Raw genomic sequence first — 25,274 nt, forward strand, 5'->3', positions numbered from 1 at the left:
AGGCGGCAGAGGCGGACGTCCCGCTTCGCCCCCCTCCGCGCCCGTCAGCGCGGCAGAAAGTTCCTGCTTGGCGAGGTCGAGCACCTCGTCACCGCGACCGCTCATCACCGCACGGATCATCCAGAGGCCGAAACCCTTGGCCTACTCGAGGCCAATGGTCGGCGGCATGGAGAGTTCCTGCTTGGCGGGTGACGACGTCGAGCACGGCCGGCCCGTCATGAGCCAACACCTGCGTGACGGCGACGGGCAGATTGCCGGGATCGTCCACGCGCACGCTCAGAAACCCCATGGCCCGGGCCATTGCCGCGAAATCGGGATTCTCGAGGTCAGTGTCGAGCCCGAGGAAGCCGGCCGCCTTCATCTCCAGCGCGACGAAGTCCGAGCACGCCGTTGTCGAAGATCACCACTTTAATGGGGAGCTTTCCGCCGCTACAGCCCGGCTGATGATCGACCGCCTTCCGCTTGTCGCATTTGGTGAAGAAGAGGCGTTGCTACGCGATGTGGGCTTCGGCGAGGTTGCCTTATTCTACGCACCCTTCACCTTTCGTGGGTGGGTTGTGACTGCCGTTCCTGGATGAACTCACCCAGCCACGACGGACATACTCGCGCTCCAGTTCGGACCGAAGTCGGAGCTCAGCTTGTACGCCGGTTGAAGCTCGGGTGGGTCGGCAACATCAACCACAGTGCCGACGCGGATATCGACTTTGAGAAACTCGTCGCGGTGAGTGAGGGTTCGAGCGATTGGGTCATTTATGAGTTGGCCTTGTCAGGCTGGGCCGGCAATATCCAGACGATATGCCGCGCAATTCGCACGCCGTTTTTGCCGTACGGCTGCAATGGGTGACAGGAAGCGGCTCGCCGCGCACCGCTACGCGCCCTGCCCGGTGAGCCGTTCCCAATTGCCATGCGCGAAGCCTCGCTTCGCATGCTCGTTAAGCGGCGCGTCGATGAGGAAGCGCCGCGCCGCGCCGCCAGGGCGGTACTGATAGGGAAAGTCGGTGGAAAAGAGCAGGCGATCGGGGCCAACGATTTCGAGGCATCGAAGCAAGTAGGCCTCGCTCCACATGCCGCTGCCGGTGAGGTAGAGATTATTGCGTGCATAGTCCGAGAGGGTGCGGTTGAGCCTCAATGTCCGTTCGAACACTGGCGACATCCGCTCCAAGTAGAACAGCACGACTTCGCCCCAGTGGCCTAGAATGATCTGGAGACTCGGCAGTTCGTCAAACACCCCGGCCGCTGCCAGCCTCACCCATTGCAGGCCCGCCTCATAATGCCAGCCAAGGCCGAAGGCCGAGAGCGCGAGGTCAGCCTGCTCGCTGATTCCGGAATAATTGGCCTCGCGAACCGCCGCGAGCGGGGTTTGCGGGTGGATAAAGAGAGGGACGCCGAGCTCGACGGCCTTAAAGAGCATTGGCCGCAAAGCGGGATGATCGAGGTGGCGCTCGCGGGTGCGTCCGCAGAGCAATGCGCCCTTGAGGCCCAACTGCAGTACGGCGCGCTCCAACTCTTCCGGGGCCATGTGAGGGTCCGGGGTCGGGAGGGCCGCAAACCCTTGGAAGCGGTTGGGGTACCGGCTGCAAGTCTCGGCAATGAGGTCATTGACACGCCGCGCCATGTCCACCGCCAAGCCCGGTGCAAGATTGTGAAGGCCCGGCGTCGTTAGCGAAAGCACTTGAACGTCGACGCCCTGCTCATCCATGAGCGCCAATCGCCCTTTGCCGAGATCCGCAAGGCGGGGCGCATTATCGCCGCCATCGGCAAAGGCGGAGACCGGATCATGTGGCGGCTGGGCTGCGCTCCAGGCCTCTTTCACCATTTGCGGGAGCATATGCTCTTCAATTGCGACGAGGCGCATTGCGTCATTCCCTCTTCATTCGATCGCCCGCCTATTTGAGCGACAATGAGGAGTGAGCCGGCCCCTCCTCTAACATGATGTCGCTCCGCGGACTGCGTTGTAGAACCTCTCGATGTGGTCGAACACGTCGGACCGTGCCTCATTGCGCGTGCGGTAGACCTTGCCCCCGATCCGTTGGGTTTTGAGCGACGAGAAGAAGATCTCCATGGCCGCATTGTCCCAGACATTGCCGGACCGGCTCCTCGAACAAGTGACGCCATTCTCGGCCACCAACTTCTGGAACTTCTCGCTCGTATATTGGCTGCCCGGGTCGGAGTGGTGAAGCAAGGCGTCGGGCTTAACGCGCAAACAACTGCTCAGATAGCAGTGTCGATAATCGCATCCACAAAGTCGGCATTGATAGGCTCTTTGGAAAACCAGCGGCGATAGAAGAGCGGGCCCACCGCCGCCGCGATAAGGTCGGCCGCGGAGCGGTCGCGTTCGACCTCGCCCCTATCCTTTGCCCTTTCGACGACGAGGTGGAACGGCGCCATAAACGTCTCATGCAAGCCGCACTGCATGGCAGCGATTTCCGGATCGCGTTCCGCGGCATCAATTATAGACGGATAGACCGAGGCCCATGCGGCAATCTGAAGTTGCTTAGCGAGATTTGTCAGCAGCACTTGGAGATCCGCTCGCACAGCACCCGTGTCGGGTGGCGGATACGCGCCGCCAAGCCTGGAACAGGCGTCGATCAGCAGCGCAGAGCGCGAGGGCCAATGTCGATAGATCGTTGTTTTTGACACCCCCGAGGCGCGCGACACTTCGTCGATGCTGACGCCGCTCAGTCCACTCTGCGTTAACTGCCGATAGGTTTCGGCCAACACCGACGCCTTAGAGCGCTCCACCCTTTTGTCCAAGATTTGAACCATACGGACCTCCATTGACGAGTACAGAACGATACGGTATCGTTCTACAGGTACGGCATCGTTCTGTACCTATATCTGAAGGTAAACCGCAAGCCTGAAAGGTCTCACTCGTGAAATTTGCCTACGCGCGCCTCGTTACCGAGGATGTCCCAAGCCTCGCGAGCTTCTACGAAAACATCCTGGGCGTACAGCGCAGGGGCGATGACAGCTATGTCGAGCTGCATCCGGGGGGTGCCATCCTCGCAATTGCCAGCAGCAAGGCCGCCAGCTTCATGCATGGCGGGGAATGGTCCGCAGGCGCGAATAAATCCGCGATCCTCGAGTTCGAAGTTGATGACGTCGATGCCGAGCGCGCGCGGATCGATCCCTTCGTGACGGACTGGCTGCAGCAGCCCAAAGATATGCCCTGGGGCAACCGGTCGATGCTGTTCCGCGACCCCGACAACAACCCGATAAACTTCTTCAGGCCGATTAAGAAGCCGTGATCGGGCGGCAAAGCCGTGAACGCAACCCTCCTCACGCCTTGACGATTGGGAAGGTTCAGCAGGGCCGCTAGGCTCGCTCGCCCTTCCGACCCTCTGGGTTGAGCCGCCTTCCCAGAACCGGTTCCCGATTGCACCTTCCCGAAACGGTCCGTCGGACATGGCGAAACGGAACTTCTGCGAGTTGGAGGAACCGCCGGTTTCGGGCCTCGCGCTTGTGCAGCGCGTCCTTCTACCGATAGTCAGCAATTGTTTCAGATAATAGTCGCGCTGTTTCGGTACTAATACCAATAGCGGCAGCCGGCGTTTTTGTCCTGCTCAGTCCTCGTCCTGCCACCTGCGCAGATCCGTCTGGTCATGATAAGCCATGCGGTCCGGCGTGCTGATGAATTCCATCGTCGTGCCCCATGGCATGCGGCAATAGCAGACTTTGTTTCCAGGACCTTTTTCGGTTGCGTAGGGAATAGCGCGCGGTGCGGTAAGAGCGGTACCTCCGGCCTTTTCGAAGCGCTCTACCGATGCGTCGATGTCGTCGGTGTAGACACCGAAGTGCGTAATGCCGAAGTCGCTCGCTCGAACGGGCTGCGCTTGTTCGGGTCCGTGCATTTCAAAGAGCTCGATGTCAGGCCCGGTTCCAATTTTGACCATGGCCTGCGCGCGGACGACCGTTCCGAGAAAAGCGCCGGTGGCCTGCTCGAATTCGGGCCCCTGTCGCGGAGGGTCCTGCGGTCCGAAGGACTGATAGATCACCTGGCCGCCGAAAGCTTCCACTAGGAACGATTTTGCCGCTTCGATGTCGGGCACCGTGATGCCGATATGATTGACGCCGCGAATGATAGGTGCGGTCATGATAGTCTTCCTTTCTTGTTTGATTGATCGAACGCTACGGGTGCGGGCGCAACTCGCCCGCAAGCTCGTGATCCGCCCGGCCCACGACGGCGCGGGCGCAGAGTTTCAATTGGCCTTGAGGAAATCGATCAGAGTGGCTGCGAGTTCATTCGGCCGCTCGTCAGCGACATAGTGGCTGCACAGCGCAATCGAGCCGCCCGTCACGTTGGTGGCAAACTCCTTGAGCATCGGTATCATCTGCGCACCGAAGCGCTGGTCGCCACCCATGCCAAGCACGGGTATCTTGAGAGGTTGCTTCTTATACTCGAGCGCGGCGGCGTGGTCGGCCGCGAGGGCTCGATACCATTCCATGCCGCCACGGGTGCGGCCGGGAAGTGCCATCGCTTTCGCGTAGACCGCGATGTCCGCCGGATTGAAAGTGCTGTGATCGTAGAACCGCTCAGCCATGAAGGCCGAAACATAGTCATATTCACGGCCATGGATCAGGCGCTCGGGTAGGTCCCGGTTCATATGAAAACTGAAGTGCCAGATCCTTGCTGTCGTCGACTCCCATTGCGTCCAGCCAGGAAGTGGAACGTCGAGGACAGCAAGATGCGTGACAGCATCTCGATAAAGTGCCGCCTGGGGCAACGCCACCATGCCGCCGATGTCGTGTCCGCACACGGCATAGCGTCCATGCCCGAGCGCAACCATGACTTCGTGCGCGTCGCGCGCCATCGTCGCCTTGTCATAACCGCCCTGCGGGCAGTCGGAAAAACCTGCGCCGCGCAGATCGATAGCCACCACGCTGAAATGCTCGGCCAGCAGCGGCATCACATGGTGCCATTCCCACCATGTTTCCGGCCAGCCGTGGAGCAAGAGGATCGGCGGACCTGAGCCTCCGGTGACGGCGTTGATCTTGATGCCATTCACCGGCACTAGCTGCTGGGTAAACCCGTTCAAAGTCGCGATCATGATCGCTTTCCAGTCAGATGTTGGCGTCAGATAGAGCGCGTGGACAGCGCTCAGGGCTGGTCGAAATCGGTGGCGATCGTGATGTCGCGCCAGGCGTCGATGTCGCTGCGGAAGGCAGCCAGCTTCCGTTCGGCGATCGCGTGCGCTGCCGGGCCAAGCGGCAGGTGCAGCGGGGCATCCTCGGCGTCGATCGCCTGCAGGATCACCGCGATCGCCTTGTCGGGATCGCCCGCCTGATTGCCGTCGTTCGTTTCACGATAATGCCTGCGCGACGTCGCGGCATATTCCGGCATCTCGTTGGCCGCCATCATGATCGATCGACCAAGGAAATCGGTGCGAAAAGGCCCGGGTTCGACGATCAGCACGCGAATGCCGAACGGCTTCAGCTCGCCGGCGAGCGCTTCGGAAATCCCTTCCACGGCAAACTTGGCGGCGTGGTAATAGCCCCCGCCGCCACGGCCCTCGATACCCGCACCGGACGACATGTTGACGATCGTTCCGCCCGAACGTCGCAGGACGGGTAGCGCGGCTCTGGTTGTTTCGACCAGACCGAAGACGTTCACCTCGAACATCGGCCGATATTCTTCGGGCGTGCCTTCCTCGATCGCGCCGAACAGTGCGTAGCCGGCATTGTTCACGAGCACGTCAAAGCCGCCAAAAGTCTCGACCGCCTTCGCGACCACTGCCTGAGCTGCCGCCGCATCGGTCACGTCGAGTGGCAAAGTGATCATGCGGCCGCCGAAAGGCTCGGCCATCTTCTCGATCGTTCTGACATTGCGGGCGGTCGCTATAACCCGGTCGCCGCGCTGTGCTGCAGCGAGTGCGAGCCGCCGGCCGAAGCCGCTTGAGCAGCCTGTGATGAGCCAGGTTTTCATTGCTTCTTCTCCGGTTTGCTTGCAGACGACGCCAAGCCGTCCCTCATGAGGGTGGCGCAATCCCCTGAAGGACGCGCCCTAGACGACAGCGGGAATCTAGGTGCTTAGATTTGTTCTTTAAGCGACAGAAATGTATTCTCGTCGTTCAGTTTTGTGCGGGGTTCGCGATGGAATGGAGTGACGTCAGGATCTTCCTCGCTGTTGCGCGATCCGGCACGCTCGGCAGCGCGGCTCGTTCTCTTCGGACAAGCCATCCGACCGTCGGCAGGCGCCTTCGTGCATTTGAGCAGGCAATCGGTCACACGCTCTTCCAGCGCACGGCGGACGGTCTTGTCCTGACCGAGGAGGGCCACGGGATCATCGCGCTGGCCGAGCAGATGGAAGAAGGCGCGCTAGCCATGGAACGCCGGCTTGCGGGGCAGGAGCAGAATCTCAAAGGCAGTCTGCGAATTTCATCGGCGGACTGGTTCGGAGCCTATGTCCTGCCTCCTATCCTGGCGGATTTCTCGAAAGCCTACCCCAATGTCGACGTCGAGATCCTGACCGGCACGCGCCGGGTCAGCCTTGCCCAACGGGAGGCCGACGTCGCTTTTCGTATCGTTCCGTTCGACACTGCCGATGTCGTTCAGCGGCGGCTCTTCAGGCTCGAATACGGCGTCTACATCGCCGAGGAGGCAGTTGATCCCAAATTTGGCGACGGGACCGGTTTCCGGCTGATCACACATGAAACATCCACAGGCCATTTCCCTGACATCGCTTGGCTCATCGAGAGTTTCCCCAACGCGAGACCGGTCCTGCGATCAAACAACCGCAACGTTCAGGGGCGCATGTGCAGGCAAGGCATCGGCATCGCCGTGCTGCCCCGCGTGGTCGGCAATCAAATCCCGGGCATCCGCAGACTGGACCTGCCGACGCCGCCGCCGGCGCGAGACATCTGGATGGGATACCACCGGGACCTACGGGGTCTTAAGCGTCTTCGCGCGTTCATCTCGACGGTGGCGGACCATCTGGTGGACGCGATGGCATGATATGCGGACCGGAAATGACTTACGGTGCCCGGAGTAACTCCAAGATCGGCGCTGGCTTCGACCGCGCTCGGCCTTGTGCCGGCACCACCTGTCCCCGAGAGAGGAATGGACGTCGCGATACCTGTTAAGCCTACCCAGCTTTCAGGTAAGCTCCGACATGCTGACGAGACAACGCTCGCCAGTGGTGATCCACGTGGAGCACTTTCATGGGTCGGCAGTCGATGTGCACGCGTGGCCATCTTTGTCGCAGGTGAGTGTCGTTCCAACGTGCCAGCTCACGACGCACCGTCGAAGCCTTCGATCCACGTGCATACTCGCTCGCTGGCGGCGCGCAGCGGCGAATCGAGTGGCGTATAGGCGAAATAGCTGCGCGAGGGTAGCGAGATGTGCGGAAAGGGTGTCATCAGCCGACCCGCGCGTAGGTCGTCCTCGATCAGGGCGGACGGCGCCATCACCACGCCGAGGCCGTCCACGGCGGCCTGGATCGAGAGGTAGAAGTGGTCCAGCGTCAGCGTGGCCGTCGGCTCAAGCGAGCCATGCCCGGCCTTCGCCAGCCAGTCGCGCCAGAGCCGCGGCATGCTGGCGACATGCAGAAGCGTGTGGCGCGCGAGGTCCTCCACCTCGTTGAGCGGCTGGCGTCGCAATAGCGCGGGGCTGCAGGCGGGGAGCCGCCTTTCCGGCAGCAGCAGACGCGCCTCGAAGCCGTGGAAGGCGTCCGGTCCGCCGCGGATGATCAGGTCGTAGTCATCGGCCAGCCCATCCACCGGCTCGTTGCCGGTCGTCAGCTCGATCTCGATTTCGGGATGGGCCTCCCGTAGCAGGCCGAGTTTCGGCACCAGCCAGCGCAGGCTGAAGGTGGCGAGCGCGTTGACCCTGAGCACCACGGTGCCGCTGGCTTTGCGACCGTGCAACGCAGCCGCCTCGGCGATGCGCTCAAGCGCGGGCTGGATTTCAGCGAGCAGCGCGCGCCCCTCCGCCGTTAGGACAACCCCGTGGCTCAGGCGCCGGAACAGGGCCGGTGGACCGAGCCATTCCTCCAGCAGCCTGATCTGCCGGCTGACCGCGCCGTGCGTGACGCCGAGCTCCTTTTCTGCTCATAATTTCCGGAAAGTTACGTGAGTGAATTCATGCCAATGTGCGCCAATAGCATGCGTAATCGGGCGGACCCGTGAGGGGGCAAGCTCCCAGTAGTGTCTCGACAGGTTCGAGACGAAGGGAGACGTTATGTTCTACGCTGCGCTGGATGTATCGCTGCGCTCGGTGGCGGTCTGTATCATCGACCATGACGGGAAGATTTGCTTCGAGCGCTCGGTGCGCTCCGATGCGCCCAATGTTCTTCCTTGCCTCGCGGGTTTTGGTCAGCCGATCCACCAGGTCGGGTTTGAGGCCGGGGCGCTGACGCAGCCGATCACCTACGGGCTGGTCGAGGCTGGCTACGATGTCGTCTGCATGGAGGCGCGTCAGGTCGCGGCGGCGCTTTCAGCCATGCGTAACAAGACGGACAAGCATGACGCCCGCGGCATCGCCCAGATCCTCAGGTCAGGATGGTACAGCCGGGTGCATGTGAAGAGCGTCGAGAGCCACCACATGCGAGCGCTGCTGACCAGCCGCAAGGTGATGCAGCGCAAGTGCATCGACCTCGAGAACGAGATCCGCGGCCTGTTGCGGATCTTTGGCGTCGTCCTGCCTCTGCGGCTCTCCCGAGGGGCTTTCGACGCCGCAGTACGCGAGACGATCGAGTCCGATCCTGCGCTCAGCCATGCGCTTCTCCCGATGTTGGAGGCGCGAGCGATGCTGTTCGAGACTTTCATCGAGCTCGATCGGCGGGTGAAGCGGGCCGCCCGCGAAGACGCGATCTGCCGGCGCTTCATGACCGTGCCGGGCGTCGGCGAGATCACCGCCCTCAGCTTCAAGGCCGCCGTGGACGATCCTGCCCGCTTCAAGAGTTCGAGGACGGTCGGGGCTCACTTCGGGCTGACGCCTCGACGCTTCCAGTCTGGCGAGACGGACAACCCAGGCCGGATCTCGCATGCCGGTGACGCCGACGTCCGGGCGACGCTCTACGCGGCCGCGAACGCCATGCTGATGCGCTCGATCACTTGGTCGCGTCTGAAGGCTTGGGGTGTGGGGCTGATGAAGACGAAGGGTCGTCGGCGCGCCATTGTGGCGGTCGCGCGCAAGATCGCTGTCGTGCTCCATCGCATGTGGGCCGATGGTACCGACTTCCGCTTGGGATCGGAGGCTGCAGCATGAACTGACCACAGCTCTCACCGATCCTGGCCGGGATCGTCCCACGCGGACGACGGGATGGATGAAGCCGCAAAGTTCTGCTGCGCCCTCAAGCGCGTCCAAAAGCGAGGCTCTCCAGACCCAATCCGATGCATGCGTGCAGCGGCTTCGCTCGACAGAAGAAGCCACCAGACTGCGAAGAGAAGCGTGACCCGCGTGAACGAGACCCCGGCACAGAAGTTCAATCCGAGCTTGACCCAACTGCCCGATTAGAGAAGCGGAACTTGGCGCGAGAACAACAAACGGACGTTTGAACGCATCGCTTCGCCCCTCGTGCATCGGTGCCACTTCGAGCGGCTCACCATGGCCCCCGCTCGAGGACTAATCGCTGCGCTAGCCGGCTCGCAGATCGGCATCGATCAGAGCCGCGACGTCGGTCACCGGGATGCCCCGGCGCTCGTTGAACGTGCCCGCCTTCGGCCAAGACATACCGCGACCGATCGCGAAGGCGGCACGATACTTGCGCATCATGTTCTTTGGATCGCTCGCCAACTCGTCCATCAGAAAGGGTACGCTCCACACCGACCGCTTGAAGCGGCGCCCCAGTGCCGCCTCCAGCTTGTCCGCGACTTCGCCATAGGTGACGGTGTCGCCGGCGAGGAAGACGATCTCGTTGCGAATCGTCGGCTCGAAAAACACGATTTCGGCGGTCAGCATACCGATGTCGTCGGGCGTGGTCAGCGTCACGGCGTTGTCGAGGCTGCCGAGCGCGTTGACCTCGCTGTTCTCCAAATCGACGACGCCAAACTCCGGTTCGAACAGATAGCTCATGAACATGCCGGTGGAGATGACGACCCACTCGGTCTCGTCCTGCGAACGCAGCAGTTCGCGGACATCGAGCTGCGCATCGAAGATGTCCTGCGGACCACCGCGGCCGATCGCTTCGAAATCGACGCCGAACTGCCACGGGAAGTAGCGCGGGATGCCGGATTGCAGCGCCGCCCTGGCGAGCTTCATCGGCGTGTCGATACCCGCCGCATAGCCCGCGCAGCCGATCACCGTGTCGTAGCGTGAGAACAGAGCGGCCAGATCGTCGATCGAGTCGCTGACGAGATCTCCGAGAACGATCTCTATACCCGCCGTGCGAATTTCGGAGACGTCGCGCTGCTTGGCGGGGTCACCGGACATAATGGCGCTTTGGCGCAACAGGACGCTGATCTTGGCCCCGTCGATGCCGTTGGCCCGACGCGCGAGATTGCGCAGGACCGGCATCCCGAGCTCGCCGGCGCCCAGTACGAGGATGTTCCGTGATTTCACGGTGGAGACGGCATCGTTCATAGTCTGACTCGCTCAATTGGTTGCCGGGTTCATCTGGCAACTCATCGACGAGTGCGAAAGAAGGGTACATGGGTGATACCGCAGTCAGATCGCTAAGCCGGGACGACGTCCTGAAATATTCCCAGACCGTCTGCGACGGCCTCAGGGATGACGACGACGGGGTGCGGCGCGAGGTGCTGGCGCATGCCGGCAATCGCTGGTCGCTCGGCGTCATTCACACGCTTGGCGTCTATGGCCAGCTGCGACACGCAGAGATCGGGCGGCGGATGCATGGCGTCACGCAACGAATGCTGACGCGAACGCTTCGTCACCTGGAGCGTGACGGGCTGGTGATCCGCCACGACTTTGAAGAGGCCGTCCCGCACGTCGAATATGCGCTGTCCGAGACCGGGCTGGAACTCCTGGTCCGAATGGTCCCGCTCTGGACATGGATCGTCGAGAACGTGGACGGCTTTCGAGCGGCGCGAGAGGCGTTCGACCAAAAGCACATCGGCGAGAAGCCGAAACGAGCCTGACGTGCCCGGCTCAGTTGCTGGTCCTGTTGGCTTCGCGCGACGTCTGTTCGCCACGGACGAGTTCGTGCATGAACTCCGCCATCACCGCGACGTAACCGTCGATGTTCTCGGCCGTATGAGCAAAGGAGGCCTGTGGGCCGGCGCTGACGATACAGTCCCAGTATCCCCGGTTGGCCATGAAAACCCGTCGCGCATCGAGCATGTCGAGATCCATCGAGGCGCGCGCCTGGATGTCGTTGCGCGGTAGATCCGGTGACAGGCAGAGCCCGGACCGCGGCCCGAGGCGAAACGCCCTGCATGGTAAGCCTAGGTCGCGGCAGATGGCGTCGATCCCGTCCGCCATGCGCGCTCCGAGCGTCGATATCCGGTCATGGGCGGAGACCGTGAGCACGCGCTCCAGCATGACGCGCGCGACCGCCATGGCCAGAGCGCTACCATAGAGCGTGCCTCCGAGCCCGATGCCGGATCGGCGATGGAGGATGTCGAGATGCCGCTCGACATGATCCGCCACGTCGCGTGTCATGCCATAGCCCGCAAAGGCAACGCCGGAACCGAACCCCTTGCCCAAAGTCATGAAGTCGCTTTCGAGCTGCCACTCCCGGGTGAGGCCGCCATAGGCGAAGGAGAAGGTGTGGGCTTCGTCGATGCACAGCATCGTGCCCGTCTCGCGTGTGAGCCGGCGCAAGCCTTCGAGATAGCCCGGATCCGGCATCACCAGCGTACAGTTCGTCATCGCCGGCTCCGTGAGCGCCAGCGCGACCTCACGTTCCACCAGCACGCGCCGGACGGCGTCCAGATCGTTGAACGGCAGAATGATCGTGTCCTCGGCGCGCCGTCCCGACAGGCCCTGATATTCCGGGATGTTGACGCCGTCCTGAGCCAAGACGAGCGTTTCCTCGAGATGGCCGTGATATTTGCCTTCGAAGACCAGCAGCTTGCGGCGGCCGGTCATGTGACGGGCTATGCGCATGATGTCGGTATTGGCGCCTGAGGCGGAAACGGTGAACTGCCACGCCGGCGGGCCGGTCAATGCCGACAGCAGCTCAGCAACGGCGATTGCGTCTTCGGTCGGCAGCAGGAAATGAGCGCCTTTGCGATACTGGCGGGCGAGTGCCTCCTCGATCTCCGGTACGCCAAAACCCACCGTCATCGACAGGTCCGAGACGTTCATGTCGACATAGCGATTGCCATCAGCGTCGAAGAAGCTGGCGCCGACGCCGTGATCGGCAAACAGCTGGGGGTGCGAATAGTAGCCTGCCATCCATGAACTTGGCACCGCAGTCGGCATGACCGAAAGCGCGCGTTCCCGCAGCGCGTTCGACGCGCGGGTCCGCTGCCGGAAGACGTTGATCTCCCGCTCATTGATCCGGGCGACACGATCACGCGGTGCCACGAAGGCGCTGGCTGGATGGCTTGCGGTCCCAATCATCATGGCAAATTCCTGCATGCGGGCAGCCCGCCGGCCTCGATGCCTCCGAACCGTTCGGGCGCGGAGGTTCGGAGCCGGCCGCGTTCGGCGATCATTGCTTCGCAAGCACCCTAGCGTGTGAGGCGCACCAGGATCTCCGCAATGCGCGACACCGTTTGCGGCGTTCGGTGCCACGATCGCCGCAGGCCGGACTTCGGGTTGTTAGAGGGAAGGCACTATGGAATGCTTAGGTCTTCCACTTCTGCAGCGGCGCACGAATGCTCGACTTTACCACCCAAGGCATGCCGGAAAGCGGGCGTTGATCACAATACGCCGCCGCACTCGGCGCCTACTACAGTTTGATCACCCCGAACCGACACGTCATCGCCGACATCAAGGAGGCTGAACTTCTGGACGCCTACTCGATGGCCTTCGAACTTGGCCGACTGAGCTGTTCCGTCCACCAATGCAATTCGCCGCTTCACCGCTATTCAATACATCAGAAGTGCGGGAAAGCAGGGCACTCCCTGGAATATATCGTCGAGGGGCATCTCACCATCGTCAGTGACGAGTATCACCACGCGGTCGGCCCCGGAGATCTCGTTTTTCTGCGTTCGGAAGAGCTTCTCGAATACCACGCGTCCTCGCCCGGCAGCAAAACCATCGGCATTCACGTTCCATGGATGCTGGTCGAGGCGCTGGCCGCCGGCCGGGTTGTCGCGCTCGATCGCGTTTTTACGGGTGCGTCCGGCATAGGCGCCTGCGTGGTTTCGCTCATCCAGGCTGTCTTCCGTTCACATCCGCACCTGTCCATGGCCGATGGCGTCGCTCTGCAACGCAGCCTGGCCGAATTGATCGTCCAGCTTGGAACCGCAGCGGACGAGCCCTTCGCGGATGGAGGCCGGGGCCGGACGCTGGAGAATCTGAAAGCGATCGCCACCCTGTCGCTCGACGATCCCGAGCTCACCCCGGCCAAGGTTGCCGCGGAAGCCGGCATGTCAGTTCGAACGCTGCATCGCGTATTCCAAGAAACGGGACAGACGTTCTGGAACTGGATCCGCGACCGGCGGCTTGAGCGGTGCTATGGCGAGTTGACGACGCTTTCCCCGCGCAGCATCACAGAGGTGGCGTTTCGATGGGGCTTCAACGACCTCAGCACCTTCGAGCGGAGTTTTCGCAGGCGATACGGCACCTCACCTCGCAGCGTGCGCTCCTGCGCCCGTACGCAGGACCAATCGAGTGAAGGTGACGAGGCGACGTGATGACCTGAACCTGGACTCTGACAAGAGGACAGCGGACGCTATGACGTCCGCAGCGGGACCGAGAGCGGAACGGTGGCTCCAGTTTTTGGGGTCAGATCACGGCGCTTACTGCTGATCGGCCTAGGACGAGATCGACCCGCTTCGTACCGCCATGCGCTTTTCCGAGTTCGGACGCGTATTGCGGGCACGCACCTTCAGCGTGCTGAGCTCTTCGAGATGCTGCTTCATAAACGCCGCCGCCTCCTCTCGCTTGCCGGCCAGCAGCAGGTCGATCAGCATGAGATGCTCCTGGCATCGACCGCGTGCGCTGTCACGATCGAGCATCTGCCGATAATCGATGAGGCGGCGGAGCCGGTCGATCCGCTTGAGCGCGTCGATGAAGAAACTGTTGCGGCTGCATTCGACAATGGCTTCGTGCAGCCCGCTATTGAGCTCGAACAGTCGGGCGTCCGACACTTCATAGATCGCGCCGTCGACCAGCCATCGCTGCTGGTCGCGGCAATGCTCCAGTATCGGGCGGTTGAGAAGGAATCGCGGCTCAAGGATGGCCGCCGGCTCGATCAGTAGCCGGAATCGGTAGCTGTCCTCATAGGCTTGGAGCGAGGTCAGCACCGGAAGGAATTCCCAGCCATGGCCGGGAAGCCGCTCGATCCATCCCTCATTCGCCATGCGGCGCAGAATGTGGGTCAGACGCGCCCGCGTGAGCTTGTAGCGCCGCAGCAGTTCATTCTCTGTCACGCGGTCGGGCAACCGGCCTGAGACGCGGTCGTCCGCGATATCGAGATAGATCTGGTCGTCGTCATAGTTTGGAACGTGATCGAGATTGCGGAAGGTCTCCGCGTCGAGCCGGGCGATCACGAAGCCACCGCGCTCGCCGGGGCGCACGATCCCCGACTTCTCCAGCAATTTGAGCGCGGCCCGCACCGGCGAGCGCGAGACCTTGAACAACTCTCCCAGCCCGCGCTCGGTGAGCTGCGAGCCCTCTTCCAGACGCTCGGCGCGAATGTGCTCGGCGATCTGTGCCGCCAGTTGCTGGGTCAGAGGCGTGATCTGCATCGGCATGGAATCCCTCGAAGTTCCTTTTGACACAGACCGTCGGCGACACAAATCCAATTTGGTATTTGTGGCTTGCAAAGTACCAAACTTGGCTCTATTGGGTATTTCAACAACATAAAAAACCATTCCGTTTGGGAGGAATGACCGTGCAGCTGCTCGTTTTGCCGGGTGATGGAATCGGCCCGGAGATCACGGCCGCGACACTTCGCGCGCTCAATGTGCTGAACGATTGTTGCAGTATCGACATCCGCTGGACTGAGGCCGACATCGGCCTGAAGTCGCTGCGCGAGCAGGGCACGACGCTGCCGGAAGCTGTACTGGAAGGTGTCCGCGCGGCTGACGGTGTCCTTCTCGGCCCGGTCTCGCACTACGAGTACCCGTCGCGGCAGGAAGGCGGCATAAACCCTTCCGGCGAACTGCGCACCCGCTTCGAGCTGTTCGCGAATATCCGCCCCTGCCGCTCCCTCAGCGATCTCAGCATTCTTCGGCGGCCGATGGACCTCATCATCGTGCGCGAGAATACCGAGGGGTTCTACTCCGACCGCAACATGGTGGCCGGCACCGGCGAGTTCATGCCGGACGAGAACATGGCGCTCTCGGTGCGCAAGATCACCGCACGCGCTTCCGGGCAGGTCGCCCGCGCCGCGTTCGAGCTGGCCCGTGGGCGGCGGAAGAAAGTCACGGCGGTTCACAAGGCGAACGTATTGAAGCTTTCCGACGGCCTGTTCCTGCGGGAAGTACGCAAGGTCGCGGCGGACTATCCGGACGTCGCGCTCGAAGAACTGATCGTCGACGCCACCGCCGCTCACCTCATCCGCACGCCGGACCGCTTCGACCTCATCGTCACCACCAACATGTTCGGCGACATCCTGTCGGATGAGGCCTCGGAGCTTTGCGGCAGCCTCGGCCTTGGCGGCTCGATCAGCGTCGGCGACGGCATCTGCGTGGCGCAGGCGCAGCACGGATCGGCGCCGGACATTGCCGGCCGCGGCATCGCCAACCCGACCTCGCTCATGCTCTCCGCAGCCATGCTGCTGGACTGGCGCGGGCGCCGCGATGGCGACACGGCGCTGATCGACGCTGCGGCGGCCTTCGAACAGGCGGTCGGCAAAGTCCTGACCAATCCGGCGACGCGTACCGCCGATCTTGGCGGCGCGCTTTCCACGGAAGCCTTCACCGATGCCGTCTGCGCGGCCATTGCGCGCTCGTCGGCCGCTGGACAGGCCGCCTGAGTTCCAACGCTCAAACTGACGGTTCCAAAATGCTCGTATCGATCAACCCCGCCGATGGCACTGAGCTGGCGCGCTATCCGCTCCACACCGCGCAGGACGTGGAAGACGCGCTGGCCGGCGCCGCGACCGCACAGGCGGCATGGCGGCAGGTGCCCATTCTCGAACGCGTCGGTCTGTTGCGACGCATGGCGAGCGTGCTGCGGGCAAACAAGTCCACCTATTCCCGGATGATCACCGAGGAGATGGGCAAGCCGCTGGTCGAGGCGGAAGGCGAGATCGAGAAGTGCGCGTGGAACTGCGACTTCTACGCCGATGAAGCGCCGGTCTTCCTCGCCGATGAGATCATCGCCTCGTCCGCCTCTCACAGCGCCGTCGTGTTCGACCCGCTCGGCGTCGTGCTGGCGATCATGCCGTGGAACTACCCGTTCTGGCAGTTCTTCCGTTTCGCGGCGCCGGCGCTGGCGGCGGGAAACGGCGCCATCCTCAAGCATGCCAATAATGTGCCGCGCTGCGCGCTGGCCATCGAAGAGGTCATGCGCGAGGCGGGTTGCCCCAAGGGTTTGTTCCGTACGCTGCTCATCGAGCCGGGATCCGTCGCGGGCCTCATCGCGGATGACCGCATCGCCGCCGTCACCTTGACCGGCTCGACCGAAGTCGGCGCGATCGTCGCGGCGCAGGCCGGCAAGGCTTTGAAGAAGCAGGTGCTGGAACTCGGCGGCTCCGATCCCTTCATCGTGCTCGCCGACGCCGACGTCGAGGCCGCCGCCGCCATGGCGGTGAAGGCGCGTTATGTGAATGTCGGGCAGAGCTGCGTGAACGCCAAGCGCTTCATCGTCGACAAGGCGGTGGCGGACAGCTTCGTCGAGGCGCTCTGCCGCCATGCCGCGGCGCTCAGGATGGGCGATCCGCTGCAGCAGGGCGTGTCCATCGGCCCGATGGCGCGCGCCAATCTGCGCGCCACGCTTCACGATCAGGTCGAGCGCAGCGTCACCGCCGGCGCCACCCTCAGGATGGGCGGCCAGATCGTCGAGGGTCCCGGCTTCTATTATCCGGCCACCGTCCTCGACAATGTCACGCCGGAGATGGCGGCTTTCCGTGAGGAAACCTTCGGCCCGGTCGCCGCCATCATCCGCGTCGACGGACCGGACGAAGCGATCCGCCTCGCCAACGACACCGAGTTCGGCCTCGGCGCGGCGCTCTGGACCGGCGATGTCGAGAAGGCGCAACGTCTTGCGCGACGCATCGACGCCGGCGCCGTCTTCATCAACGGCATGGTCGCGTCCGATCCCCGCCTGCCCTTCGGCGGCATCAAGCGGTCCGGCTATGGCCGGGAGCTCGGCTCGTACGGCATCCGCGAATTTGTGAACCTCAAGACCCTCTGGGTCGGTCCCGTGAAGGCAGCCTGAAATGACCGATGCTCATCCGACCGGCGCGGTGCTGCGTCCCTCCGAGATCAAGCCCCGCGAGCGCGGCGGCGGCGCACGCACCGTGCCGCTCGTCACACGCCGCATCGGCTCGACCAGCCTGATCAACGGCATCACCGCTTTCGAAGGCGGCGCCTCGATCCCGATCCACACCCACAACTGCGAAGAGAGCGTGATGGTGCTGGAAGGCCATGCCATCGCCACGCTCGACGGCGTCGAGCACCATCTCGGTCCGCAGGAGACTACCTGGATCGCGGCCAACGTGCCGCACAATTTCCGCAACGCCTCGGCAACCGAGCCGATGAAGATCTTCTGGACCTACGCATCCGTGGACGCGACCCGCACCATCGCCGCGACCGGCGATACCCGCGCCATCGACGCGGAACACGACGCCAAATAGGCGCGCTGAAAGAGGCCGGTCCAACCGGCCTCCCAACTAACAAAACGCCAATCTGAACAAATACATATTCCCTGGGAGGGAACAATGACCATTCTCGATCGCCGCCAGTTCACTTTTCTCACCGCTGCCGCCGTCTCGACGCTGACCATCGGCATGCCGCCACTTCTCGCCGATGAGGTGAAAGGGCTCGAGCTGCTCGCGCCCAGCGCCCCCGGCAGCGGCTACGACCAGCTCGCGCGCAGCATTCAGGCCGTGCTTCAGGAGAAGAAGCTGGCCTCCGGCGTTCAGGTCCAGAACGTCGCCGGCGGCGGCGGCACGGTCGGCCTGTCGCAGTTCATCACCAGCCGCAAGCGCGCGCCGAGCATTCTGGTGTTCGGCTTCGCGCTGGTCGGCGGCATCATCACCACCAAGTCGGCGGTGAATCTCGATCAGGTGGTGCCGCTTGCGCGCCTGATGAGCGAAGCCAACGTCATCGTTGTTCCCGAAAGTTCGGACATCAAGACGCTTGCGGATCTCGTCGCCAAGCTGAAGGCCAATCCGCAGGCGGTGTCGTGGGCGGGCGGTTCCATCGGCGGCATAGACCATGTGATGGTGGGCCTGATCGCCAAGGCCGTGGGTGTCGACCCGACCAAGGTCAACTACGTTGTCCATGCCGGCGGCGGCGAAGTGCTCGCCTCCACGCTTGGCGGCCATGCCACCGTGGGCATCAGCGGTTTCGAGGAGTTCCGCAGCCAGATCGAGGCGGGCAAGCTCCGCGCCCTCGCGATCTCGTCAGGCGAGCGCACGCCGGGCGTCAATGTCCCCACGCTGAAGGAAGGCGGGGTCGATCTCGCCATCATGAACTGGCGCGGCCTCGCGGTTCATGCGTCCACCTCGGAGGAGGAGAAGAAGTCGCTCGCCGAGATGATCGCTGCGATGGTCAAGACCGAGGAATGGAAGGCGGTACTGCAGAAGCGCGGCTGGGTCGACACCTACCTTCCGCCCGCCGAGTTCGCGAGCTTCCTGAAGCAGGAGCAGGTCCGCGTGGCGACGGCGCTCAAAGACGTCGGCCTCACCCAGTAGTCCGATCAAGGAGTGCAGGCGATGACGACGGACAAGGGCCTGCGGCTTGGTGAAGTCGCCTTCGGCCTGGCGGTACTGGCGCTCGGCGTCTTCATCGCCTTTGAAACCTGGACGATGCCCGTGGTGGGGGCCGCGACGACGGTTGGCCCCCGCCTGTTCCCCGGCCTGATCGCCGCGGGACTGATCCTGGTCGGCCTCTGGCTCCAGCTTGAGGCCGTCACCACCGGACCGGTCGACGCCGAAGGCATCGAGATCGACTGGCCCGCCTTCTCGCTGGTGGCGAGCGGCCTGCTGCTGCAGATCGTGTTGCTGGAAACGCTCGGCTGGATCGTTGCGGGCACGCTGCTGTTCGTCATGACGGCGCGCGCCTTCGGCAGCCGCCGCTATCTCGCGAACATCCTGATCGGAGTGGCGCTGACGGCGCTCACCCTTCTGGTGTTCGACCTGGGTCTCGATCTTGAGCTTCCTATTGGCTCGCTTTTCGAGCCGCTGCTCGACGCCATTCGGAAGTAGATCATCATGGATACGCTCAGCGCCCTGCTCCACGGCTTCTCCGTGGCGCTTACGCCTTACAACCTCATGTGGTCGGCGATCGGCGTGACGCTCGGCACCGCGATCGGCGTCCTGCCCGGCATCGGTCCGGCGCTTACCGTCGCGCTGCTGCTGCCCGTCACCTACAATCTCGATCCCACCAGCGCCTTCATCATGTTCGCCGGCATTTTCTACGGGGCGATGTATGGCGGATCGACCACCTCGATCCTGCTGAACACGCCCGGCGAAAGCGCGTCCATCGTCACGGCGCTCGACGGCCATGCCATGGCGCGCAAGGGGCGCGGCGCGCAGGCGCTGGCGACCGCGGCGATCGGGTCCTTCGTCGCCGGCACCATCGCGACGGTCGCGCTGACTTTCGTCGCCCCGCTGATGGTACGCGTCGCGCTCGCTTTCGGACCCGCGGAATATTTCGCCCTCATGGTGCTGGCGTTGACGACCGTCACCGCGGTGCTGGGCGACTCCCTGCCGCGTGGGCTCGCCAGCCTGTTCTTCGGGCTCGCGCTCGGCCTCGTGGGCATCGACCTGCAAACCGGGCAGGCGCGCTTCGCGCTCGGCGTGCCCGAACTGCTCGATGGCATTGACGTGGTCGTGGTGGCGGTCGGCCTCTTCGCGGTCGGCGAGACGCTCTACAACGCCGCGCGGCATCGTTACGAGCCTGAGGAGTTGTACGATCTCAAGGGCTCCAAATGGATGAGCCGGGAGGACTGGGCACGCTCGTGGAAGCCATGGCTGCGCGGCACGCTGATCGGCTTTCCCATCGGGGCATTGCCTGCCGGCGGCAGCGAGATTCCGACCTTCCTGTCCTATCTGACCGAAAAGCGGCTCTCCAAGCACCCGGAAGAGTTCGGCCACGGCGCGATCGAGGCCGTCGCCGGCCCCGAGGCGGCCAACAACGCTTCGGCCGCCGGCGTGCTGGCGCCGCTGCTGTCGCTCGGCCTGCCGACCTCGGCCACCGCCGCCATCATGCTCGCCGCCTTCCAGCAATATGGCCTTCAGCCCGGCCCCCTGCTGTTCGAAAACAACTCAAGCCTCGTCTGGGGCCTGATCGCCAGCCTCTATATCGGCAACGTCCTGCTGCTGGTGCTCAACCTGCCCATGGCCGGCGTGTGGGTGAAACTGCTCGCGATCCCGCGTCCCTGGCTCTATGCCGGCATCCTGATCTTCGCGACCATGGGCGCCTACACGCTCAACAACAATCTGGTCGACCTCGTGATCCTCTGGGTCATCGGGCTGATCGGCTTCGGCATGCGCGTGCTCGACATTCCCGTCGCGCCCTGCATCGTCGGCCTGATCCTCGGCCCGATGGCGGAGCAGCAGTTCCGCCGGGCGCTGGCGATCAGCCAGGGCGACCTCTCGGTCTTCGTCACCCATCCGATCTCGCTGGGATTGCTGCTGACCGCCCTTCTCCTCGTCGTCGTGCCCGTGCTGCTGCGCCGGCGCCGGGCGAAACACATCACGGCTTGAGACCTGCCATGCCCAATTCCCACACCATCAAGGCCGCCGAGCTTCTCGACTTCTCGACGGCGATCTACGGGGCGGCCGGCCTGAACCGGGCGGACGCCGAACTCTGCGCTGACACCTTGGTTCAAGCTGATCTCTGGGGCCACCAGTCCCACGGCGTGATGCGGCTGCCATGGTATGTGGCGCGGCTGAAATCGGGGGTGGTGAAGACCGACGCCCGGCCGGAGCTTGTCGTCGATGCCGGCGCGGTCGCCGTCGTCGACGGCCGGGACGCCATGGGTCAGGTCGTCACGGCTTTCGGCATGAAGGATGCGATCCGGCGCGCCAGACTTCACGGCGTCGGCGCCGTTGCCCTGCGCAACTCAAATCACTTCGGCACGGCGATGTACTTCACGCTGGAGGCGGCACGAGAGGGCTGCGTCGGTTTCCTGTCGACCAATGCCAGCCCGGCCATGGCGCCGTGGGGCGGACGCGTGAAGACGGTCGGCACCAATCCCTGGTCCTGGGCCGCCCCTGCTGGCCAGCACGCCCCGATGGTGCTCGACATCGCCAATACCGGGGTGGCCCGCGGCAAGATCTACCTCGCCCGCCAGAAGAAGCTGGCGATCCCGCAAGGGTGGGCCATCAACGCGGCGGGCGAACCCACAACGGACCCCGAGGAGGCGCTCGCAGGCGTGACCCTGCCGATGGCCGAGCACAAGGGCTATGCCATCGCGGTGATGATGGACATGCTCTCCGGCGTGCTCAGCGGCAGTGCGTTCGGCACCGCCGTCACTGGCCCGTATCAGGCGGAAAAGCGCGGCGGCACCGGCCATTTCATCATCGCGCTCAACATCGCGGCGTTCCAGTCGTTGGAGGCCTTCGGCGAGCGCATGGAGCAGTTGATCGCCGAACTGAAAGCCGTACCGCTGGCAAAGGGGTATGACGAGATCGTCTATCCCGGCGAACTTGAAGCACGGAACGATGCGATGCACCGGGCGCACGGCATCCTCCTCCCGGCCGACACGATGAACGGTCTCGGGCGTCTTGCCGACGAGAGCGGATGTCGATCTCCATTCGCCAATTGAGGATGGTCCGGTGACAGCACGCAGATACAGCGCTCATCTTGGTTACATGTTCACCGAGCATCCTCTCGAGGGGCGCTTCGCGGCTGCTGCGGCGGCCGGCTTCCGAGAGGTCGAGCATCCGGGCCCCTATGGGCTGGCTGCCAGCCGCGTGCGCGAGCTGTGCGACCAGCATGGCCTGTCATTCGTCCAGATGGCGCTGCCGGCCGGCGATCCCGCGCGCGGAGAAAAAGGCATCGGTTGCCTGCCCGGCAGGGAGCAGGAATTCCGGCAAAGCGTCGAGAACGGACTCGATTACGCGCACGAGATCGGCAGCCGCTTCGTGCATGTCATGTCGGGCGTCGTATCCGAGCCTGAGGCCTTCGATGCTGCCCGGGCGTGCTACATCACCAATCTCCGCTTCGCATGCGATGCCGCCGCCGCGCGAGGCATGATGCTGCTCGTCGAGCCGATTGGGGTCGCCACGATCTCCGGCTATCTCGTCGATGATCCGGCGAAGGCGCTTGGCGTAATCGCCGACGTCGGCGCCCCGAACCTGCGGATGCTGTTCGACGCCTTTCACGCGACGAATGCCGGTATCGACGCCATCACCTTCGTTCAGCAGCATCCCGAGACGATCGCGCACATCCATATTGCCGATCATCCCGGGCGACACGAGCCTGGGACAGGGACGTTTGACTTCGTCCGGTTCTTTGAAGCTCTCGATCGTGTCGGCTATCCGGGTTCGGTCGGGCTGGAATACATCCCGGCCGGCGACACGCGGGAGGGCCTGAGTTGGCGCTCCCGATTCTGAGCCCCTAGACCAAAGAACATCACGGAGTGGGAGGATGATGAGGATCGTTCGTTGGGCGATCGTGGGCGCATGCATGGCCATCGCCACGAGCGCCGGAGCGCAGCCGAGACTTTATACTGGCGAAGAGGCGGTCACCGCCGCGGGCTTCCCCGCCGTGGCCTATTTTAGGAAGGGCGACCCGGCCAAGCCGCTCGTGGTTTTTTCGCCGGGCGCGCACCACATGGCGCGTATTGCCTATGGCGGACATCCGGGAGCGCGCCGCGAGGATTTTCTCGATTATTGGCTGGCACAGCAAGGATATAGCTTCCTCGCTATCTCCTACCCCATCGATACGCCCGCCTTCGCCGAGAAGCGCCCGGAATTCACGGCACGCGACTGGGGCAAGCAACTGATCGAGATAGCCCGCGCGAAGATCCAACAGAACGGCCTCTCCGACAAGCTCGTGATCGCGTTGTGGAGCATGGGCGGCAAGGCGGTCCAACCGAGCTACGCCGCAGCGCGGGACGCGGGCCTCGACGTCGAGACGACGATCTCGTTTGCCGCCACTCCGGGCATTCCCGGCCTGATCTCCTATACGACCCGTCTCGACATGGCGCCCTCCGGATATGCATCGCGCACCGCCCTTTACGCGGGCTGGCTGAAGCAATTGGCCGACAATGCGAAGGACAATGGCGGCCGAGCAATCATTCCAGAGGAGATTTTCCGTACCGAGTATGTCGGAGACATGTCGGTCAATCTCCAAGGCTATGGAGAGGTCTATCGCGAGGGAAAATTCCAACTCGATCACATGGCCCAGGCGACGGATTATGGCGCCTTCAATTTCGACGCCTACCCGCTCGTGACCGTCTTCGAGGATGAGGACGTTGCCGATGCGCGGCACGCTCTCGCCGATCGGGCCAACTGGACGATCTACAATGTCAACACGGTCATCAATCGCTATATCGCCGGCAACAAGATCAAGCTCGGCGAGCTCGGGGACGAGCGTTGGAAGAAGCTTGTCGCGTTGACGCGAGACCTCGACGACCGGCTTTCGATCGCGGTCGGCGGAAACCACTTCTTCTTCGTCGGCGAACGCGGGGCGAAACGTACGGCTGCGGCGATTGACGAGTCTATTGCTCGAACCAGAGCCGTCAAAGCCGAGCTTGAGCAGATTTTGAAGGTACCTCTGGACTAGTGACCCGTCGTTACAGAACAGAAACCTCGATTTCCAGTAAAGAACATGGCTGACTTATACGGGGAGGACGGAATGTCTGCGAATACGGACCTCAATCGACGTCACGTGCTCATGACAGTCGTAAGCCTTGCCGCCGCGGCTACTGCCGGAAGCATCTCGCAGCCCGCGGCGGCGCAGACGGAGGCAAGGAGGGGCTATGCCTATGTGGGCTGTCGAACAACCAAGGAGCGGAACGCGCGTGGGGAGGGCATTGGCGTCTATGAGATTGACTCCAGTTCCGGCGAATGGCGGCAGGTACAGCTGTTTCGCGAGCTCGTGAATCCATCGTTCCTGACAATCGATCGGCGAAAGCAGTTTCTTTACACTGTCCACGGCGACTTCAGTGAAGTTAGCGCCTTTAAGATCGATGCGGACACCGGCCAACTGAGCTTCATCAATCGGCAATCCACGCAGGGAAAAAACCCGGTTCATCTCACGGTAGACAATTCCAATCGGTTTCTCACAGTAGCGAACTACGCGACGGGTACGTTGGCGGTTCTGCCCATCGGAGCTGATGGAGCGCTGGGGCCTCTTACCACTCTGACAGAGCTTACGGGTTCAACCGGTCCCCATAAGGTGGAACAATCCGCGTCGCACCCGCACCATGTCCCATTCGATCCCGGCCGACGCTTCATCGTCGTGCCGGACAAAGGCTTGGACCTGATCTTCATTTATCGTTTGGACGCCGACACTGGAACGCTTCTGCCAAACAACCCACCTTCGATCAAAACGCGCGAAGGGGCAGGTCCGCGACATATTGCTTTTCATCCAACCAAACCCTTCGCTTATGTCGTTAATGAGCTTGACTCCACTGTGGCGACATATCGATGGGACGGCGAGCGCGGTGCGCTCGAGCCGGTGCAGATTCTGCCATCGACGCCGTCGTCTTATGTCGGAAACAACCGAGCAGCTGCTATCCAGATCGCGCCTTCAGGCCGCACCCTCTGGGCCTCCAACCGAGGCCACGACAGTATTGCCATCTATGCCGTGGACCAAGACACGGGACTGTTGTCACTTGCAGGATGGGAATCCTCTGGCGGGCGCGGGCCGCGATTCATGGCATTGGATCCATCTGGAGCCCGCCTTTACGTGGCGAATGAGCTCACAGACACGATCGTTGAGCTTCGCGTCGACGAGCCTTCTGGAAAGCTCACCAAGACAGGGCAGATAATAAATACGGGAAGTCCCGTCTGCATCCTGTTTTCTTAGAGCGCGTTTGAGGAGGCTTGTGTCTCGTGGCCATCGACGCAGCAGTGCAGCCCGACCGAACCCACCCCGATGGCGCCGAATCTCGGAACGGGTTCCGGCGCCGTC

The 25,274-nt window shown here is 63.1% G+C and carries 24 protein-coding genes and 3 pseudogenes; 15 read left to right on the plus strand and 12 right to left on the minus strand.

The annotated features are described in order from the left end of the window. Positions 1-57: 57 nt before the first annotated feature. The 4 genes and pseudogenes from J2X65_RS24020 to J2X65_RS24035 form a co-directional block, all read right to left on the minus strand. Positions 58-422: pseudogene (locus J2X65_RS24020) on the minus strand (thiamine pyrophosphate-dependent enzyme); the annotation flags it as partial. Between the two features lie 446 nt (positions 423-868). Continuing rightward, the gene (locus J2X65_RS24025) at positions 869-1,855 is read right to left on the minus strand and encodes an amidohydrolase family protein (protein WP_310207029.1); all 987 of its coding nucleotides are present in this window, start codon (positions 1,853-1,855) and stop codon (positions 869-871) included. A gap of 69 nt (positions 1,856-1,924) precedes the next feature. Next, positions 1,925-2,200, minus strand: a pseudogene (locus J2X65_RS24030) (IS3 family transposase); the annotation flags it as partial. 11 nt (positions 2,201-2,211) lie between these two features. After that, positions 2,212-2,766: a TetR/AcrR family transcriptional regulator gene (locus J2X65_RS24035; RefSeq protein WP_310207032.1), complete on the minus strand. Its 555-nt coding sequence runs from the start codon at positions 2,764-2,766 to the stop codon at positions 2,212-2,214. 107 nt (positions 2,767-2,873) lie between these two features. Between J2X65_RS24035 and J2X65_RS24040 the strand changes: the two genes are divergently transcribed. Continuing rightward, the gene (locus J2X65_RS24040) at positions 2,874-3,248 is read left to right on the plus strand and encodes a VOC family protein (RefSeq protein WP_310207036.1); all 375 of its coding nucleotides are present in this window, start codon (positions 2,874-2,876) and stop codon (positions 3,246-3,248) included. A 315-nt stretch (positions 3,249-3,563) separates the two neighbouring features. Here J2X65_RS24040 and J2X65_RS24045 read toward each other — a convergent pair whose 3' ends face one another. From J2X65_RS24045 to J2X65_RS24055, 3 genes are all read right to left on the minus strand, one after another. After that, positions 3,564-4,094, minus strand: a complete 531-nt coding sequence (locus J2X65_RS24045; RefSeq protein ID WP_310207039.1) for a VOC family protein — start codon at positions 4,092-4,094, stop codon at positions 3,564-3,566. 105 nt (positions 4,095-4,199) lie between these two features. Continuing rightward, positions 4,200-5,048, minus strand: a complete 849-nt coding sequence (locus J2X65_RS24050) for an alpha/beta hydrolase (protein WP_310207042.1) — start codon at positions 5,046-5,048, stop codon at positions 4,200-4,202. Positions 5,049-5,098: 50 nt separating this feature from the next. Then, positions 5,099-5,923 (minus strand): oxidoreductase, encoded by an 825-nt coding sequence (locus tag J2X65_RS24055; RefSeq protein WP_310207045.1) that lies wholly within the window; start codon positions 5,921-5,923, stop codon positions 5,099-5,101. A 167-nt stretch (positions 5,924-6,090) separates the two neighbouring features. Here J2X65_RS24055 and J2X65_RS24060 point away from each other — a divergent pair, with 167 nt between their 5' ends. After that, positions 6,091-6,951 carry a LysR family transcriptional regulator gene (locus J2X65_RS24060; RefSeq protein ID WP_310207049.1) on the plus strand — a complete coding sequence of 287 codons (861 nt, stop codon included), beginning with the start codon at positions 6,091-6,093 and terminating at the stop codon, positions 6,949-6,951. Positions 6,952-7,226: 275 nt separating this feature from the next. Here the strand turns inward: J2X65_RS24060 and J2X65_RS24065 are convergent, their stop codons facing one another. Together J2X65_RS24065 and J2X65_RS24070 are read right to left on the minus strand one after the other, a co-directional pair. Next, positions 7,227-7,862, minus strand: a complete 636-nt coding sequence (locus J2X65_RS24065; protein WP_310207053.1) for a LysR substrate-binding domain-containing protein — start codon at positions 7,860-7,862, stop codon at positions 7,227-7,229. 66 nt (positions 7,863-7,928) lie between these two features. Next, positions 7,929-8,027, minus strand: a pseudogene (locus J2X65_RS24070) (LysR family transcriptional regulator); the annotation flags it as partial. 148 nt (positions 8,028-8,175) lie between these two features. On the opposite strand from J2X65_RS24070, the gene J2X65_RS24075 reads away from it, so the two are divergent. After that, the gene (locus J2X65_RS24075) at positions 8,176-9,204 is read left to right on the plus strand and encodes an IS110 family transposase (protein ID WP_310207055.1); all 1,029 of its coding nucleotides are present in this window, start codon (positions 8,176-8,178) and stop codon (positions 9,202-9,204) included. Positions 9,205-9,573: 369 nt separating this feature from the next. Here J2X65_RS24075 and J2X65_RS24080 read toward each other — a convergent pair whose 3' ends face one another. Beyond that, a complete protein-coding gene (locus tag J2X65_RS24080; RefSeq protein ID WP_310207058.1) occupies positions 9,574-10,518 on the minus strand; it encodes an aromatic alcohol reductase in 945 nt (314 codons plus the stop codon). 68 nt (positions 10,519-10,586) lie between these two features. Between J2X65_RS24080 and J2X65_RS24085 the strand changes: the two genes are divergently transcribed. Then, positions 10,587-11,033, plus strand: a complete 447-nt coding sequence (locus J2X65_RS24085; RefSeq protein ID WP_310207063.1) for a helix-turn-helix domain-containing protein — start codon at positions 10,587-10,589, stop codon at positions 11,031-11,033. 10 nt (positions 11,034-11,043) lie between these two features. Here the strand turns inward: J2X65_RS24085 and J2X65_RS24090 are convergent, their stop codons facing one another. Beyond that, on the minus strand, positions 11,044-12,465 hold the full coding sequence (locus J2X65_RS24090) for an aminotransferase class III-fold pyridoxal phosphate-dependent enzyme (protein ID WP_310207066.1): 1,422 nt from the start codon (positions 12,463-12,465) through the stop codon (positions 11,044-11,046). 335 nt (positions 12,466-12,800) lie between these two features. On the opposite strand from J2X65_RS24090, the gene J2X65_RS24095 reads away from it, so the two are divergent. Beyond that, entirely contained in the window at positions 12,801-13,703 is a 903-nt protein-coding gene (locus J2X65_RS24095) for an AraC family transcriptional regulator (protein WP_310207069.1), read from the plus strand. Positions 13,704-13,823: 120 nt separating this feature from the next. Here the strand turns inward: J2X65_RS24095 and J2X65_RS24100 are convergent, their stop codons facing one another. Continuing rightward, the gene (locus J2X65_RS24100) at positions 13,824-14,759 is read right to left on the minus strand and encodes a GntR family transcriptional regulator (protein ID WP_310207073.1); all 936 of its coding nucleotides are present in this window, start codon (positions 14,757-14,759) and stop codon (positions 13,824-13,826) included. A 146-nt stretch (positions 14,760-14,905) separates the two neighbouring features. On the opposite strand from J2X65_RS24100, the gene J2X65_RS24105 reads away from it, so the two are divergent. The 10 genes from J2X65_RS24105 to J2X65_RS24150 all read left to right on the plus strand — a co-directional run bounded on the left by J2X65_RS24105 (position 14,906) and on the right by J2X65_RS24150 (position 25,169). Further along, positions 14,906-15,991, plus strand: a complete 1,086-nt coding sequence (locus J2X65_RS24105) for an isocitrate/isopropylmalate dehydrogenase family protein (protein ID WP_404977791.1) — start codon at positions 14,906-14,908, stop codon at positions 15,989-15,991. 29 nt (positions 15,992-16,020) lie between these two features. Further along, the gene (locus tag J2X65_RS24110) at positions 16,021-17,397 is read left to right on the plus strand and encodes an NAD-dependent succinate-semialdehyde dehydrogenase (RefSeq protein ID WP_310207077.1); all 1,377 of its coding nucleotides are present in this window, start codon (positions 16,021-16,023) and stop codon (positions 17,395-17,397) included. A gap of 1 nt (position 17,398) precedes the next feature. Further along, a complete protein-coding gene (locus tag J2X65_RS24115) occupies positions 17,399-17,815 on the plus strand; it encodes a cupin domain-containing protein (protein ID WP_310207079.1) in 417 nt (138 codons plus the stop codon). Positions 17,816-17,899: 84 nt separating this feature from the next. Continuing rightward, entirely contained in the window at positions 17,900-18,877 is a 978-nt protein-coding gene (locus tag J2X65_RS24120; RefSeq protein WP_310207083.1) for a tripartite tricarboxylate transporter substrate-binding protein, read from the plus strand. 21 nt (positions 18,878-18,898) lie between these two features. After that, on the plus strand, positions 18,899-19,390 hold the full coding sequence (locus J2X65_RS24125; RefSeq protein WP_310207086.1) for a tripartite tricarboxylate transporter TctB family protein: 492 nt from the start codon (positions 18,899-18,901) through the stop codon (positions 19,388-19,390). Between the two features lie 6 nt (positions 19,391-19,396). Continuing rightward, a complete protein-coding gene (locus J2X65_RS24130; RefSeq protein ID WP_310207089.1) occupies positions 19,397-20,893 on the plus strand; it encodes a tripartite tricarboxylate transporter permease in 1,497 nt (498 codons plus the stop codon). Between the two features lie 8 nt (positions 20,894-20,901). Next, complete coding sequence (locus J2X65_RS24135; RefSeq protein ID WP_310207091.1) at positions 20,902-21,957, plus strand: Ldh family oxidoreductase; 1,056 nt, start codon at positions 20,902-20,904, stop codon at positions 21,955-21,957. 10 nt (positions 21,958-21,967) lie between these two features. Then, complete coding sequence (locus J2X65_RS24140; protein WP_310207095.1) at positions 21,968-22,747, plus strand: TIM barrel protein; 780 nt, start codon at positions 21,968-21,970, stop codon at positions 22,745-22,747. A gap of 34 nt (positions 22,748-22,781) precedes the next feature. Further along, positions 22,782-23,921 (plus strand): hypothetical protein, encoded by a 1,140-nt coding sequence (locus J2X65_RS24145; RefSeq protein ID WP_310207098.1) that lies wholly within the window; start codon positions 22,782-22,784, stop codon positions 23,919-23,921. 72 nt (positions 23,922-23,993) lie between these two features. Further along, positions 23,994-25,169, plus strand: a complete 1,176-nt coding sequence (locus J2X65_RS24150) for a lactonase family protein (RefSeq protein WP_310207100.1) — start codon at positions 23,994-23,996, stop codon at positions 25,167-25,169. Positions 25,170-25,274 lie beyond the last annotated feature (105 nt).

It is taken from the genome of Ancylobacter sp. 3268, assembly GCF_031456575.1.
Classification (GTDB): domain Bacteria; phylum Pseudomonadota; class Alphaproteobacteria; order Rhizobiales; family Xanthobacteraceae; genus Ancylobacter.